At 72.3% G+C, this 14,853-nt stretch carries 16 protein-coding genes; 12 read left to right on the top strand and 4 right to left on the bottom strand.

Translation table 11 applies throughout. The features are described from left to right. Nucleotides 1–3 precede the first annotated feature (3 nt). The 3 genes from HNR13_RS18515 to HNR13_RS18505 are packed head-to-tail and all read left to right on the top strand — an operon-like array spanning nucleotide 4 to nucleotide 2,653. On the top strand, nucleotides 4–420 hold the full coding sequence (locus HNR13_RS18515) for a C-glycoside deglycosidase beta subunit domain-containing protein (protein WP_179608124.1): 417 nt from the start codon (nucleotides 4–6) through the stop codon (nucleotides 418–420). Beyond that, entirely contained in the window at nucleotides 417–1,634 is a 1,218-nt protein-coding gene (locus tag HNR13_RS18510; RefSeq protein WP_246312808.1) for a Gfo/Idh/MocA family protein, read from the top strand. Before HNR13_RS18515 ends, HNR13_RS18510 begins: the two co-directional genes overlap by 4 nt. 11 nt (nucleotides 1,635–1,645) lie before the next feature. Continuing rightward, on the top strand, nucleotides 1,646–2,653 hold the full coding sequence (locus tag HNR13_RS18505; protein ID WP_179608122.1) for a sugar phosphate isomerase/epimerase family protein: 1,008 nt from the start codon (nucleotides 1,646–1,648) through the stop codon (nucleotides 2,651–2,653). A gap of 90 nt (nucleotides 2,654–2,743) precedes the next feature. Here HNR13_RS18505 and HNR13_RS18500 read toward each other — a convergent pair whose 3' ends face one another. Beyond that, the gene (locus tag HNR13_RS18500; RefSeq protein ID WP_179608120.1) at nucleotides 2,744–4,009 is read right to left on the bottom strand and encodes an ROK family protein; all 1,266 of its coding nucleotides are present in this window, start codon (nucleotides 4,007–4,009) and stop codon (nucleotides 2,744–2,746) included. A 227-nt stretch (nucleotides 4,010–4,236) separates the two neighbouring features. Here HNR13_RS18500 and HNR13_RS18495 point away from each other — a divergent pair, with 227 nt between their 5' ends. From HNR13_RS18495 to HNR13_RS18460, 8 genes are all read left to right on the top strand, one after another. Beyond that, nucleotides 4,237–5,256, top strand: a complete 1,020-nt coding sequence (locus HNR13_RS18495) for a VOC family protein (RefSeq protein ID WP_179608119.1) — start codon at nucleotides 4,237–4,239, stop codon at nucleotides 5,254–5,256. A gap of 2 nt (nucleotides 5,257–5,258) precedes the next feature. Continuing rightward, nucleotides 5,259–6,317: a cyclase family protein gene (locus tag HNR13_RS18490; protein ID WP_179608117.1), complete on the top strand. Its 1,059-nt coding sequence runs from the start codon at nucleotides 5,259–5,261 to the stop codon at nucleotides 6,315–6,317. Between the two features lie 58 nt (nucleotides 6,318–6,375). After that, nucleotides 6,376–7,509: an FAD-dependent monooxygenase gene (locus tag HNR13_RS18485; RefSeq protein ID WP_179608115.1), complete on the top strand. Its 1,134-nt coding sequence runs from the start codon at nucleotides 6,376–6,378 to the stop codon at nucleotides 7,507–7,509. Beyond that, entirely contained in the window at nucleotides 7,506–8,486 is a 981-nt protein-coding gene (locus HNR13_RS18480) for a fumarylacetoacetate hydrolase family protein (protein ID WP_179608114.1), read from the top strand. Before HNR13_RS18485 ends, HNR13_RS18480 begins: the two co-directional genes overlap by 4 nt. Then, complete coding sequence (locus HNR13_RS18475; protein WP_179608112.1) at nucleotides 8,483–9,280, top strand: SDR family oxidoreductase; 798 nt, start codon at nucleotides 8,483–8,485, stop codon at nucleotides 9,278–9,280. The genes HNR13_RS18480 and HNR13_RS18475 overlap by 4 nt, the downstream gene beginning before the upstream one ends. A gap of 17 nt (nucleotides 9,281–9,297) precedes the next feature. Further along, nucleotides 9,298–10,509: an alpha/beta hydrolase family protein gene (locus tag HNR13_RS18470; protein ID WP_246313208.1), complete on the top strand. Its 1,212-nt coding sequence runs from the start codon at nucleotides 9,298–9,300 to the stop codon at nucleotides 10,507–10,509. 9 nt (nucleotides 10,510–10,518) lie between these two features. Then, nucleotides 10,519–11,067 (top strand): VanZ family protein, encoded by a 549-nt coding sequence (locus tag HNR13_RS18465; protein ID WP_179608109.1) that lies wholly within the window; start codon nucleotides 10,519–10,521, stop codon nucleotides 11,065–11,067. 190 nt (nucleotides 11,068–11,257) lie between these two features. After that, a complete protein-coding gene (locus HNR13_RS18460) occupies nucleotides 11,258–12,028 on the top strand; it encodes a hypothetical protein (protein WP_179608107.1) in 771 nt (256 codons plus the stop codon). Between the two features lie 13 nt (nucleotides 12,029–12,041). Here the strand turns inward: HNR13_RS18460 and HNR13_RS18455 are convergent, their stop codons facing one another. Continuing rightward, entirely contained in the window at nucleotides 12,042–12,224 is a 183-nt protein-coding gene (locus HNR13_RS18455) for a hypothetical protein (RefSeq protein ID WP_179608106.1), read from the bottom strand. Between the two features lie 141 nt (nucleotides 12,225–12,365). On the opposite strand from HNR13_RS18455, the gene HNR13_RS18450 reads away from it, so the two are divergent. Beyond that, nucleotides 12,366–13,166 (top strand): isocitrate lyase/PEP mutase family protein, encoded by an 801-nt coding sequence (locus tag HNR13_RS18450; RefSeq protein ID WP_179608104.1) that lies wholly within the window; start codon nucleotides 12,366–12,368, stop codon nucleotides 13,164–13,166. Between the two features lie 93 nt (nucleotides 13,167–13,259). Here HNR13_RS18450 and HNR13_RS18445 read toward each other — a convergent pair whose 3' ends face one another. Beyond that, nucleotides 13,260–13,811 (bottom strand): dihydrofolate reductase family protein, encoded by a 552-nt coding sequence (locus tag HNR13_RS18445; RefSeq protein ID WP_179608102.1) that lies wholly within the window; start codon nucleotides 13,809–13,811, stop codon nucleotides 13,260–13,262. Nucleotides 13,812–13,875: 64 nt separating this feature from the next. Continuing rightward, complete coding sequence (locus tag HNR13_RS18440) at nucleotides 13,876–14,814, bottom strand: RNA polymerase subunit sigma-70 (RefSeq protein WP_179608101.1); 939 nt, start codon at nucleotides 14,812–14,814, stop codon at nucleotides 13,876–13,878. Nucleotides 14,815–14,853: the final 39 nt, after the last annotated feature.

Genomic DNA, 14,853 nt, shown 5'->3' with positions numbered 1-14,853 from the left:
CCGATGGCCACTCACAATTCCCTGTTCTCCGAGAAGGACGTCCGCCGCACCGACGACGGCATCGCGGTCTCGGTGCAGCTGCCCTGGTACCGCAGCCTCTGGCTGTCGGCGGTGGATGACGTCGCCGCCACGGTGAACGGCGTCGCCATCCCGCGCGATGACCTCCGGTTCGTGCTCAACGGCCGCAGCTACCGCGTCGAGGAGCTGCCCGAGCAGTCCGAGACGCTCTGGTTCGTGGCGGACCGCCCGGACGTCGTGATCCCGCTGGGCCACGCGCCCGCGGCGGGCGAGAAGCTGACCGTGGAGGTCGTGCTCACAATGCGCCTGCTCTACATGCAGATCATGCCGGGCGTCGACGGCGGCCCCGGCCGCTACGTGACCAACCGGGTGCCCGTCGAGCGCGAGCTGGTGCTGGCATGACGCAGTCCTCTGGGCGGCCGCTGCGGGTGGCCATGATCGGCTACGGCTTCATGGGTGCGGCGCACTCGGTCGGCTGGCGGCAGGCGCCGCGGGTGTTCGACCTCCCCGAGGCCGTGGAGCTCGCCGTGGTCGTCGGCCGGAACGAGCAGGCGGTCGCTCGCGCTGCCGCCAAGTGGGGCTGGGCCGAGCACGCGACGGACTGGCGCGAGGTGATCGCGCGCGACGACATCGACCTGGTCGACATCGTGACGCCCGGCGACTCGCACGCCGAGATCGCCATCGCCGCGCTGGACGCGGGCAAGCACGTGCTGTGCGAGAAGCCGCTCGCCAACTCGGTCGAGGAGGCCGAGGCGATGGCCGCCGCCGCCGAGCGCGCGGCCGAGCGCGGTGTGCGCGCGATGGTCGGTTTCACCTACCGCCGCGTCCCCGCGGTGTCGCTGCTGCAGGACCTGATCGCGCGCGGGACCATCGGCGAGGTGCGGCAGGTCCGTGCCGCGTACCGCCAGGACTGGCTGGTCGACCCGTCCGTGCCGCTCGGCTGGCGCCTCCAGAAGGAGCACGCCGGCTCGGGCGCGCTCGGCGACATCGGCGCGCACATCGTGGACCTGACCCAGTTCGTGACCGGCGAGCGCGTGACGCGCGTGTCGGGGACGGTCGAGACGATCATCCGGCAGCGTCCGGTCCTGGGCGAGCGGTCCGGCTTCACCGGCAGCGCTACCGGCGAGCTGGGCGAGGTGACCGTGGACGACGCGGCGATCTTCACCGGCCGGCTCGACGGCGGCGCGCTCGTCTCGTTCGAGGCCACCCGGTTCGCGACCGGCCGCAAGAACGCCCTCACCATCGAGGTGTCCGGCACGGACGGCGCGCTCGCGTTCGACCTGGAACGGCTCAACGAGCTGCGCTACTACGACCGCACCGCGCCCGCCGAGCTGCAGGGCTTCACGACCATCCTGGTCACCGAGCCGGAGCATCCCTACGTGTCGGCCTGGTGGCCGCCGGGGCACATGCTCGGCTACGAGCACGGCTTCTCGCACCAGGTGGTGGACTTCGTGACCGCCATCGCGCACGGCACCGAGCTCGACCCGACCTTCGCCGACGGCCTGGCCGTGCAGCGTGTTCTCGCCGCCGTGGAGGAGAGCGCGGCGAAGGACTCGGCCTGGGTCGCTGTTGATGCTCCGGTCGCGGTCGAGTCCGCGATTCCCGCGAACGTGTAGAGGAGACCACCATGACCCGACCGATCACCCTGTTCACCGGCCAGTGGGCCGACCTGCCGTTCGAGGAGGTGGCCCGGCTCGCCGGCGAGTGGGGCTACGACGGCCTGGAGATCGCCTGCTGGGGCGACCACCTGGACGTCTCCCGCTGGGACGACGCCGCGTACGTGCAGTCCCGGAAGGAGATCCTGGAGCGCAACGGCCTGAAGGTGTGGACGATCGCCAACCACCTCGCCGGCCAGGCCGTCTGCGACGACCCGATCGACGAGCGGCACCGCGACATCCTGAACGACCGGGTGTGGGGCGACGGCGACCCCGAGGGCGTGCGGCAGCGCGCCGCCGAGGAGCTGAAGCTGACCGCCCGGATGGCCGCCGCGCTCGGCGTGAGGACCGTCACCGGCTTCACGGGCTCCTCCATCTGGAAGGCGGTGGCGATGTTCCCGCCGGCCTCCGACGAGTGGATCGCCGCCGGCTACCGGGACTTCGCCGACCGCTTCCACCCCATCCTCGACGTGTTCGAGGAGGTCGGCGTGCGGTTCGCCCTGGAGGTGCACCCGTCCGAGATCGCCTACGACTACTGGACGGTGAAGGCCACGCTGGAGGCGATCGGCCACCGGAAGAGCTTCGGCATCAACTTCGACCCGTCGCACTTCATGTGGCAGCAGCTGGACCCGGTGGCGTTCGTGCTCGACTTCGCCGACCACATCTTCCACGTCCACGTGAAGGAGTCGATCACCAACCTCGACGGCCGCAACGGCGTCCTCGGCTCGCACCTGCCCTGGGCGAACCCGCGCCGCGGCTGGACGTTCGTGTCCACCGCTCACGGCGAGGTCCCGTGGGAGCCGATCTTCCGCGCCCTCAACTTCATCGGCTACACCGGCCCGACCTCGGTCGAGTGGGAGGACGCCGGCATGGACCGCCTCCAGGGCGCGCCGGAGGCCATCGCGTTCGTGCGCGAGCTCAACGCGATCACCCCGCCCGCCGCGGCGTTCGACGCGGCGTTCTCGACCAAGGCGGACTGACGCCGCACGCGCTGATCCCCCGCCCGCAGATTCGGCACGAATCGCTGCTCTGTCGCGGTTATTCGCGCGATTCGGCACGAATCGCTGGGCCTACGCGCCCCCCTTCACCCCCTCGATCGTCGGCCGCCCGTCCGCGAACCACCGCGGGAACGTCACCTCGAACAGCTCCTCGATCGCCAGCTCCGCGCCGCCGCGCAGCGGCTCCCGCTCATCGCCGATCGAGCGGACGATCGACAGGTCCCGCGTTGCCAGGGGCAGCGACAGCTCGTACACGCGCTGCCGCACCTCCGCGAGGAAGATCTCACCGGCCGACGACACCGCGCCGCCGACCACGATCACCCCCGGGTTGAACATGTTGACCAGCGCCGCGATCGACTCGCCGATCAGGCGGGCCGAGCGCTGCACCAGGGAGATCGCCAGTGCGTCGCCGTCTTGGGCCGCGATCGCGATGGCCTCCGGGGTGATCGCCTCGCCGCGCTCGACCACGCCCGCGAGGATGCCGCCTGCGCCTTCGTCCAGCGCCAGCTGCGCGTCGCGCATGATCGCCCAGCCGGACGCCTCCGCCTCCAGGCAGCCGACCTTGCCGCAGCGGCACACCGCGGTGGAGTCGCGCACCCGGACATGGCCGATGTCGCCGGCGGCGCCGTTCGCTCCGCGGTGGATGCGGCCGTGCGAGACCAGGCCCGCCCCGATGCCGCTGCCGACCTTGCAGTAGATCAGGTCCACGTTGTCGTCGCGGCGGTGGCTGCGCTCGGTCAGGGCCAGCAGGTTCACGTCGTTGTCCACCCACACCGGCGCCTCGAAGCGCTGCTCGAAGCGGCGGCGCACGTCGAAACCGTTCCAGCCCGGCATGATTGGCGGGGCGACGGGTGAGCCGGTCTCGAAGTCCACCGGCCCCGGCACGCCGACCGCGACCGCCCAGATCGGGCGCGGCTCCTCCGCGGCCAGCAGCTCGTCGATCATCCCGAGCGCCCGGTCGATCGTCTCCGCGGGCCCGCGGCCGATGTCCCACGCGCAGTGCGCCTCGGCGTGGACGGCGCCGTCGAGGGAGGCCAGGCCGACCCGGATGTGGAGGGCACCGAGCGCGCAGATCACGATGGTGCCCTGGTCGGAGCGGAAGCGCAGCGTGCGCGGCGCGCGGCCTCCCGACGACGGGCCGTAGTCGCCGTCCTCCAGGAAGCCCATCTCGATCGCCGCCTCGACCCGCTGTGCCACGACGCCGCGGCCGAGCCCGGTCAGCCGGCCGATCTCGGGGCGGGTGTCGGCCTCCCCGGTGCGGACGAGGTTCACGACGCGCAGCAGGCTCATGACCTCGTCGGTCTGCGCGCCGAATCGGAGTGCGGAATCCCTAGCCATGCTTGATTCTGACACAACCTCAGCGCGCAACGGGTAGAACGGGACGCTACTTGGGCAGTTGAGACCCGGACCTTGGGTCGCACAACGACCGAAGAAAGAGCGATGCCGACCTAGGAAATCAGTTTCATCGATTCCCGGCATAGCCGATACGCGGTTCCCTGATGCCGACGCGATCTCGATAGTAGAGACCGGGCAATCACATTCGCCCTGTCTGGAAAGGATCAAGGATGATCAAGCTTCTCTCCCACCTGTCCTATGTGGAGATCACGTCCCCGGATGTCGAGGCGTCCGTGAAGTTCTACGAGGAGCACGTCGGGCTCACCGTCGTCGACCGCATCGACGGCTCCGTGTACCTGCGCTGCTGGGGCGACTACTACGCCTACTCGCTCGTCGTCTCGCCCGGCCCGCAGCCGTCCCTGGTGACGATGGCCTGGCGCACCTCCAGCCCGGAGGCGCTCGAGGAGGCCGCGGCCCGGGTTGAGGCCGCCGGCGTGCAGGGCGAGTGGATCGAGGACCTGCACGCGATCGGGCGGGCCTACCGGTTCACCGGCCCGTGGGGGCACTCGATGACCCTGCACTGGAACGTCACCCGTCACCAGGCGCCCGGCCACGTCGCGTCGATCTACCCGGACCGTCCGGAGAAGCGCAGCAAGGTCGCCGGCGCCCCGCGCCAGCTCGACCACGTGACGATCGCGACCAGCGACGTGGATGCCTTCGCGCAGTGGTACAACGACGTGCTCGGCTTCCGCATCATGGCCCGCACCGTGCTGGACGAGGCGCCGATCTCGATCTTCTCCGTGCTCACCACCAACGAGAAGTCGCACGACCTGGGCGTCGTCCTCGACGGCTCCACCGCCGCGGGCCGGGTCAACCACTACGCGTTCTGGGTCGACACCTACGAGGAGCTGCTGATCGCGGCGGACACCCTGATGGAGAACGGCGTCCCGATCGAGTACGGCCCCTCCATCCACGGCATCGGCGAGCAGACCTTCCTCTACTACCGCGAGCCCTCCACGCTCCGGATCGAGCTGAACACCGGCGGCTACCGCAACTACGTGCCGGACTGGCAGCCCAACACCTGGAAGCCGTCGCTCGGATCGAACAACTTCTACCGCAACGGCGCCATGCCGATGTCGATGACGGAGTCCTTCCCGCCCGCCGACGGCCCGAGTGCGACGGAGGAGGGCGTGCCGGACGAGATCAAGGAGGCGCTGTTCAACCCGTACGCCGTGCAGGGGCGCGGCTGACCATGGCCGCACCGATCGAGGCCGCGCCGAGCACGGCCGCGCCGAGCGCGGCCGGACAGAGCAAGGGCGCCCCGAGCGAGAACCCGGCCGACCTGGACCGTCAGAATCCGGAGGCGGAGATCGCCGCGCGCGCCGAGGCCTACCGCAACTGGGGACGCTGGGGCGAGGACGACGTGCTGGGCACGCTCAACTTCATCGACGCGTCCGCGCGGGCGAGGGCGGCCGCTCTCGTCCGCGAGGGCGTCGCCGTGTCGCTGTCGCAACCGTTCGACATGAACGGGCCGCAGAAGGGCTGGCGCCGCCGCACCAACCCGGTGCACACGATGCTGGACACCGGCACCGACGCCGAGCGCGCCAACCAGGGCTTCCCGCACGGCATCGGGGGCGCGGACGACGTGATCGCGATGCCGCTGCAGTGCTCCACCCAGTGGGACGGCCTCGGCCACATCTTCGACCACGGCTACGCCTGGAACGGCCGCCGCGCGGGCGATGTCGTGACGAGCGACGGCGACCTGGTGACCGGCATCGAGCACGCCGCGGACGTCATCGTGTCGCGGGGCGTGCTGCTCGACATCGGCCGGCACCTGCGCCCGGAGTCCGGGGAGCTGGAGGACGGCTACGCGATCACGGCCGACGACCTCCGCTCGTGCGCCGAGGCGCAGGGCGAGACAAGCGCGGTGCGCACCGGAGACATCGTCCTGGTGCGCACCGGCCAGTACGCCCGCGCCCGCCGCGACGGCTGGGGCGAGTACGCGGGCGGCCCGGCACCCGGGCTCTCGCTGACCACCGCCGGCTGGCTGCACGACACCGAGATCGCCGCCATCGCCACCGACACCTGGGGCTTCGAGGTCCGCCCGAACGAGTTCGACGTCCCGGCCTTCCAGCCGCTGCACCAGGTCGTCATCCCGAACCTGGGCCTCACCATCGGCGAGATGTGGGACCTGGAGGAGCTGGCGGATCACTGCCTGCGGCTCGGGCGCTACGAGTTCCTCCTCTCGGCGCCGCCCCTCCCGATCACGGGGGCCGTCGGCTCGCCGGTCAACCCCATCGCGCTGCTGTAGCGTCGCGCGCAGCACGCATCGCGCAGCACCTATCCGCAGAACAGAGAGGTTCTCCCACATGACCGCCGTCAGCAAGGTCGCGATCGCCGGAAGCGGCGTCGCGGGTCTGGCCACCGCCATCCAGCTCGCCAAGGCCGGAGTCCAGGTCGACGTCTTCGAGTCCAAGCCGGAGCTGAGCGCGCTCGGCTCGGGCATCACGCTGCAGGGCAACGCCCTCCGCGCCTTCGGGACGCTCGGCGTCTGGGACGACGTGCAGGCGAAGGGCTACTTCTTCGAGGGCCTGACGCTCCGGGCGCCCGGACCGGACGCCCCGGTCGTCGCCGAGCTGCCCGAGGTGAAGACCGGCGGCCCGGACTACCCGGCGACCGGCGGCATGTACCGTCCCGACCTCGCGCGCATCCTGCTCGACCACGCCGAGGCCGCGGGCGCGACGGTGCGCTTCGGCGCGAAGGTCACCGGCGTCTCGGAGACCGTCGATGGCGTCGCCGTGGAGGTCGATGGCAGCCCCGCCGGGACCTACGACCTCCTGGTGGGCGCCGACGGCCTCAACTCGGCCGTGCGCGAGCTGATCGGAATCGAGACCAAGCCGCAGCCGACCGGGATGGGGATCTGGCGCTCGTTCGTCTCCCGGCCGGCGTCGGTCGAGCGCAGCGAGCTCTACTACGGCGGCCCGGTGTACATCGCGGGCTACACGCCCACCGGCGAGAACACCATGTACGCCTTCCTGGTCGAGCCCGCGCAGGAGCGCGTCGGGCTCACCGACGAGGAGGCCGTCGCGATCATGCTGGAGGAGTCGCAGGCCTACGGCGGCCCGTGGAACGACATCCGCGCCGACCTCCAGGCCGGCGCCCACGTCAACTACACCTGGTTCACCCAGCACGTCGTCCCCGCGCCATGGAACCGCGGCCGCTCTGTCGTGATCGGCGACGCCGCGCACAGCTGCCCTCCGACGATCGCGCAGGGCGCGGCGCAGGCACTGGAGGACGCCCTCGTGCTGACCGAGCTGCTGGTCGCCGCCGACGCCGTCGACGACGACCTGTGGGACGCCTTCCACGCCCGCCGCGTCGCCCGTGCTCAGGCCGTGGTGGACGCCTCCGTGCAGCTCGGCCAGTGGCAGATCGACCACGACCGGGAGGCGGACGCCCCCGGGCTCATCTTCGGGATCGCGCACCGGATGGCGGAGCCGGCATGAGGATCGCCCGGTGGAGCACGCCGCAGGGAGTCGGCGAGGGATTCGTCATCGGGGAGCGGGTCGTCCCGTACCCCGACGGGCTGACCGTCGCCGACGTGCTCGCACGCGGGCTGGACGAGGCGCATCGCCTCTCCGCTGCCGTTCACGACGACGACGGGACGGCGCTCGCCGACGTGCGCCTGCTCGCGCCGATCGTCCCCGCGGCGATCCGGGACTTCGTGGCCTTCGAGGAGCATGTGGAGGGCGTCAGCGCGTCGGTCGACGGCAAGAGCGAGGTGGTCCCCGAGTGGTACCAGGCGCCGACGTTCTACTTCACCAACCCGCACACCGTGCTCGGCCCCGGGGAGGCCGTGCGGCCTCCCGTCACCGCCCGGCTCGACTTCGAGCTGGAGGTCGCCGCGGTCGTCGGCGGCCCGGGCGGTGCGAACCTCACCCCCGCGGACGCCGCTGCCGCGATCTTCGGGTACACGATCATGAACGACTGGTCGGCCCGCGACCTCCAGTCGCGCGAGATGAAGGTGCGCCTCGGCCCGGCGAAGGGCAAGGACTTCGGCACCAGCCTCGGCCCCTGGATCGTGACCGCCGACGAGCTGGAGCCGTACCTCGACGGCGACGGCTTCCTCGCCGTCCGCGCCGAGGTCTTCGTGAACGACGAGCGGATCGGGCACGACCTGGTCTCGAACATGGGCTGGCCGTTCCCCGAGCTGATCGCCTACGCCTCCCGCAACTCGCGGGTCGTGGCGGGCGACGTCCTCGGCTCGGGGACGACCGGGAACGGCGGCTGCCTGGCCGAGCTGTGGGGCCGCCGCGGCGAGCTCACCCCACCGCCGCTGACCGAGGGCGACACTGTGCGGATGGTCGTCGAGGGCATCGGCGAACTGGTCGGCCCGGTCGGCGCCGCCGTCGCCGCGCCCGAGCTGCCGGCCGCGCGGGTGCGCTCGCGCGCGCGGACGCGGGACGAGCGGGTCGCGCTGTGAGCTCCGCCGCGGGATGGGGTGCGGGCCTCGACGGGACGACGGTCGTCGTCACCGGCGCGGCCCGCGGTCAGGGCGCGGCGGAGGCCGACCTGCTGGCCGGGCTCGGCGCGACCGTCGTCGCGACCGATGTGGTCGACCCCGACGGACCGCTCGCCGCCGGGATCGAGTTCCGCCGCCTCGACGTGACCGACGAGGACGCGTGGTCCGCGCTCGCCGCCGACCTCGCGACGGCGCTCGCGGGAGCACCCCTGCGCGGCCTCATCAACAACGCCGGCGTCACCCACCGCGCGGGAATCGCCGCCACCGAGCGCGCCGACTGGGACCGGGTCCTCGCCGTCAACCTGACCGGCCCGATGCTGGGGATGCGCGCCCTCGCGCCGCTGATGGGCGCCGGATCGGCCATCGTCAACGTCGGCTCGATCGCCGGGCTGACCGGGCACTACACCGCCGCCTACACCGCCTCCAAGTGGGGTCTGCGCGGGCTCTCCCGGGTCGCGGCGACCGAGTTCGGGCCGCGCGGCATCCGGGTGAACACCATCCATCCTGGTTTCATCGAGACGGCGATGACGGCGAACGCGCCGGCCGCGATGCGCGAGGCACAGCTCGACCTGACCCCGCTCGAACGCCTTGGCCGGCCTTCCGACGTCGCCGGCGTCGCCGTGTTCCTGCTCTCGGACGCGGCCGCTTACCTGACCGGCGTCGACCTCCCCGTTGACGGAGGGTTCGCCTCCTCCGCCGGAGCCAAGCACCTCGCCGACCGCATCGCCGGCGGCGCCACGATCCCGACGACGTAAGGAGTCCTCCCGTGTTCATGTACTTCCCGACCAACTACGTCTGGAGCCTCGCCGTCGTCGCGACGCTCAACAACGGCGGCTTCATCGACGAGGTCGACCGGGCGTGCAAGCCGGTGCTGCTCGCGTCGCAGAACGGCGACGACGCCGGAACGGCCGAGCTCTACGCGGCCTGGGCGGCCGTCGCGGACCGGCTGGTCGCCAAGGCAGCCGACGACGAAGCCGCCGGCCGCCGGATCGGCGCGGGGGAGACCTACTACCGGGCGTCGCTCTACACGTCGCAGGCCGAGCGCCTGCAGTCGCCGAGCTGGGAGGGCCGCAACGCCGCCTACCAGAAGTCGATCGACCTCCTGCTGAAGCACGTCGAACTGAGCCGCATCCCGCTCACCCGCGTGGAGGTCCCGTACGAGGGCTCCTCCCTGCCCGGCTACTTCTACCGCGCCCCCGGCGACGGGCCGCATCCGGTGGTCATCCAGTGGAACGGCCTCGACTCGACCAAGGAGATGATGTACTACTCCGGCTTCCCGCGGATGCTCGCGGAGCGCGGGATCTCGACGCTGATGATCGACACCCCCGGCTCCGGCGAGGCCCTCCGCCTGCGCGGCCTCACCGCCCGGCACGACACCGAGGTGTGGGCCGCGGCGATCGTGGATTGGATCGAGGAGCACGCCGACGAGCTCGGCGCCGACCCCGACCGCGTCGGCATCGTCGGCTGGTCGCTCGGCGGCTACTACGCCCCGCGCGCCGCGGCCTTCGAGAAGCGGCTGAAGCTCGCCGTCGCCTGGGGCGCCAACCACGACTGGGCCGCCGTGCAGGAGGCCCGCCGGAACCGCGAGGGCGAGAACCCGGTGCCGCACTACTGGGACCACGTCTTCTGGGTCTGGGGCGTGGACTCCATGGAGGCCTTCATCGAGAAGACCGCCGGCATGCACCTGAACGGCGTGGCCGAGAAGATCACCGTCCCCCTGCTCATCACGCACGGCGCGGGCGACCGGCAGATCCCGGTCCGCTACGCCCACGAGACGTACGAGCAGGCGGTGAACAGCCCGCGCCGCGAGCTGCGGATCTTCGACGACCCGGAGGGCGGCACCGAGCACATCTCCATCGACAACATGCCCTACGTCGCGGGGATCATCGCCGACTGGATCGGGGAGACGTTCGCCTCCCTGGACGGCTCGCAGGTGTCAGGTCCTGCAGCGGCTGTGCAGCCGTTGGAAAGGTCGGTCCGCTAGCGTCCTGACGTGCCCAGCAAGACGCTCACCGAGCCGCAGCCCTCGACCACGCGCGCGCGGGTGGAGACCGCCGTCATCGGGGTGGCGTTCGGCCTCTACCTGGTGTTCCTGCTGAAGCTGCTGCTGTTCTCCCGGGTGCCGGGCTCGGAGCGGTCCCTCAACCTGATCCCGTTCGCGAGCATCGCGAACTACCTGGTCGGCCCGGCGAACGTGCAGCGGTTCGCGTTCGCCAACATCGCGGGCAACATCCTCGCCTTCGTCCCGCTGGGCGCCTACGTGCTCTACCTGAGGCGCCGCGCCCGGATCGGCTCGACCATGCTGATCGTCGCGGCCGCGAGCGTGACGGTCGAGATCCTCCAGTGGGTCTTCGCGGTGGGGACGTCGGATGTCGACGACGTGATCCTGAACTGCGTGGGCGGCCTGCTCGGGGTGCTCGCGGTCGCCGGGCTGCGGAGGGGGCTGCGGCCGGAGGCCGTGCGCACGGTGATCGCGGTCGTGTCGGTGGTCGCGGTGCCGGTGTGGCTGTTCCTGGGGTTCGTCGTGCGGTTGCGGATGTGAGCAGGGCCGGCGCCTCCGGCTCGCCGGCCCGCGATAGTGACCGCCCGCGGAAGACTTGGTGAACGGGCTCACTCTTCGGCCCTCCCCGCCCCGGTTCGGCGTGCGGAGCCTGCCCCATCCCTGCCACCCTGTGACAGCGGTGCGATCCGCAGCGGTGCGATCCGCATCCGTGCGAGGGAAGGGAACGAACGTGGCAGGACCCCGCGACTGGTCGCCGCAGGAGACCTACGTCTTCAGCCGCGAGCCGGAGCCCCGGTACCGGCCCAATGGGCTGTGGGGACTGCTCGGCATCCTGCTCGGCGCGTTCTCGGTCGTCCTGCCGCTGGGCATCGCGGGGTCGGCGACCGGCGGCGGCGGTTGGGCGCTCACCACGGCCGGGATCAGCGCCGTCTCGATCGCGGTCTGGTACCGGCGCGCCGGCGGGGGAGCGGTCGTCCCGGCGCTGGCCGGAACGCTCGGGTTCATCGGCACGGTGCTGTGCAGCTGGAGCCTGGCGGCCGCGTACTTCCCGACGGTCGTTCCCGCTTTCCCGCAGCTCGGCTCGCCGTTCAGCGTGTCCGCCCCGGCGGACCCGACGACCCCGCAGGTCGACGTCCTCCCCGACGGCGACGCGGCGGCCGCGGCCCCGGACACCGTCGCGGCCGGCGCGGTGGACGGCCCGGGCACACGGGTCGTCCCGCCGTTCGAGCAGGCGGCCGTCGTGGCGCCGAGCCACCAGCTCATGCAGAACCTGGAGTACGTGGCGCAGACCCTCGAGACGAAGCTCGAGGGGTACGTGCGCACGGGGACCCTGCCCGACACCCTCACGGTCGGGAAGGACCATTCGGTCAGCGCTGGTCAGGCGGTGCTCGCCCATCTCGCGCCGTACATGACACTAACCTACTCGCGCTCGGGCAACGGCTATACCTTCACGGTGAAGGACCCGGAGAGCGGCGCCAGCGACCGGGTGAAGCTGGGCTGAGCGCGCCGGCGGGTCAGGCCGTCCGCCCCGGTCCCCGCTCGCCGGCGGGGACGCCGAATCTCGCCACCCAGTCGGCGTAGGTGTGGTCCTCGCCGATCGGGCAGTCGCACCCGATCCGCACCCACTCGCCGGACGTCGGGGCCATCATGCGCTCGACGTGGCGCACCCGGCCTGCCCCGGCTTCGTCGTGCGTCATCGTCTCTCCTGCCTGCGGGCGTCGGTCGGCGTCCGGTCGGGAAACGCGGACACGGGGGAGACCGCGGCGGCCGGCGAACGTGACGCGACGCCGCGCGCGCCGCGGAGTAGTGTCCGACCTGGACGAGGACGGAGGCCGGCCATGACGTTCCGCGACCTGCACTACGGCGACCAGCCGCTCCTGCTGCCGAACGCGTGGGACGCCGGCTCGGCGCTCGCCTTCGCCGCCGCGGGTTTCCCCGCCGTCGGGACGACCAGCTTCGGCGTGAACGCGTCGGCGGGACGTCCCGACGCGGGCAGCGCCAGCCGGGACGCGACGGTCGCGCTGATCCGCCGCGTCGCCTCGCTCGACGTGCATCTCAGCGCCGACATCGAGGACGGCTACAGCGACGACCCGGGCGAGGTCGCCGCTTTCGTCGCGGGCCTCGCCGCGGACGGCGCGGCCGGCGTGAACCTGGAGGACTCGGCCGCCGGACGCCTGGTCGACCCGGCCGTCCCCGCAGCGAAGATCGCGGCGGTCAAACGGGAGGCGCCGGACGTGTTCGTCAACGCCCGGGTCGACTCGTACTGGTTCCACGAGGACGACACGGTCGCCGCCGTCGCCGACCGGGCGCGCGCCTACGCCGACGCCGGAGCCGACGGCATCTTCGTCCCCGGCGTCACCGACCCGGCCACCATCGAGCAACTCGCCGCGGCCATCCCGCTCCCGCTCAATGTCCTCATCGTGCCTGGGCTCGGCCTGGACGATCTCCAGGTGCTCGGCGTGCGACGCGTCAGCACCGGCTCACTGCCGTACCGGGTCGCGATCGACGCGGCCGTGGACGTGGCCGCTGCGGTGCGCGACGGCCGTGACGTGCCGGTCGCGACCTCGTATGCCGAGGCGCAGCAGCGGCTCGTGACGTTCGCTCAGCGCGCGGACCGGCCCCCCGGCGCGGCGCCGTAGCGGAGGGACCGTGGGCGCCCGCCCAGCGCCGGAGCAGGATCACCGGGCTCGGGAGGGTCCAGCAGTCCGCCCGCCTCGCCACCCGCCGCCCCCTCACCCCCTCCGGTACCGGGTCAGGCTCGCCGGCCCCACCTGCTCCGACGACGTCAGCGTCAGCACTGCGCCGTCCGGGAACAGCCGCCGGCCCGCGCCGACCGCGGTGGGGAACGTGAGCAGCCGGTACTCGTCCACCCGGTCGGCGGCGGCCAGCGGGCCGAGCAGCGAGCCGCTGCCGATCACGACCACGTCGCGGGCCGGGAGCGTCTCGTCCAGCCAGTCCTCCAGCGGCCCGCTCACCCGCCGTGAGTTCGACCAGCGCCCGACCTCGACCGGGCTGCCGCTCACGACCGCCTTCGCCGCGCGGTTCATCGACTGCGAGAAGTCGTCGTCGCGCGCCGGCCAGAGCGTGCTGAAGTGCTCCCAGGTGCGTCGCCCGAACAGCAGCACCCCGGTCTCGAGGATCGTGCCCAGCCGGAACTTATCGCCGGCCACGCCCTGCGGTCCGAAGCGCATCGCCCAGCCGCCGAACGGCGTTCCGTCGCTGGCGTCCGGGTCCTCCACCACGCCGTCCAGCGTGATGAACTGCACGACGATCAGCTCTCCCATGATGGTCCTCCTCCTGGCACCGCGGATCGGTGTCATCAGGGGATACGAACGGGAGGCCGGAAACTCATCGCGGGGCGGCAGCGGACTCCTCGAACAGCGCGAACAGGCGCGGATGCTGATACACGAGCACGTGCCCGATCGCGCCCTCCGCGTCGCCGTCGAAGAGCTGGACGGTGTGCGGCTCGCGTGCCTCCCCCGCGCCGCGGTAGAGCAGGAAACCGGCCAGGCCGCCTGCCGTGATCGGCGTGGTCGACCAGTCGCGGCCGCGCCAGGCGAAGAGGTGCTCCATGAACGCCAGGTACGGCGCCGCCCCGGCCGACCAGTCCGGCACCGGGGGCATCTCGAACACCAGGTCGTCGGCGACCAGGGCGGCCAGCGCGCCGACGTCGGCGTGCTCGATCGCCCGCGCGTACCGTTCGACGGCGCCCGGCGCGGGCGGCTGCGCGCGCTCGACCCCGGCTCCGATGGCGGTGCGCGCCCGCTGCAGCGCGGAGTTCGCGGACGCCACCGAGACCTCCAGGACGGCGGCCGTCTCCGCGGCGGTGAGCCCGATCACGTCGCGCAGGACGAACGCGCCGCGCTGCAGCGGGGACAGGTACTGCAGCATCGCCGTCACCGCCAGCCGCACCTCTTCGCGCCGCTCGGCACGGCCCTCCACCTCGGAACCGCCGGCCCAGCCGGCGGGGGCGGGCAGCAGCCAGGGCACGTCGAGCGCGGGGACCAGGGGAGCGGTCGCCTCCAGCCCCGGGTCGCGAAGGTCGCGCGGCAGCGGTCGCCGCTGGGTCTCGCGCAGCCGGTCGACGCAGACGTTCCTGGCGATCCGGTAGCACCAGGTCGACAGCGACCCCTTGACCGGGTCGAACGAGTCGCGGGCGCGCCAGCTGCGCTCCAGCGCGTCCTGCACCGCGTCCTCCGCCTCGAACGGCGACCCGAGCAGCTGATAGCAGAACACCGTGAGCCCGCGCCGGAGGCCGGCGAGCTCGGCCTCGTCGAATGCGGTCATGCGCCGATCCTAGGACCGCGCGAGGGACCGGTCACGATG

Origin of the sequence: Leifsonia shinshuensis, from assembly GCF_013410375.1 — a bacterium.
Classification (GTDB): domain Bacteria; phylum Actinomycetota; class Actinomycetes; order Actinomycetales; family Microbacteriaceae; genus Leifsonia; species Leifsonia shinshuensis.
Note: the sequence above shows the minus strand (reverse complement) of the source record. Positions and strands in the feature narration are given on the sequence as shown.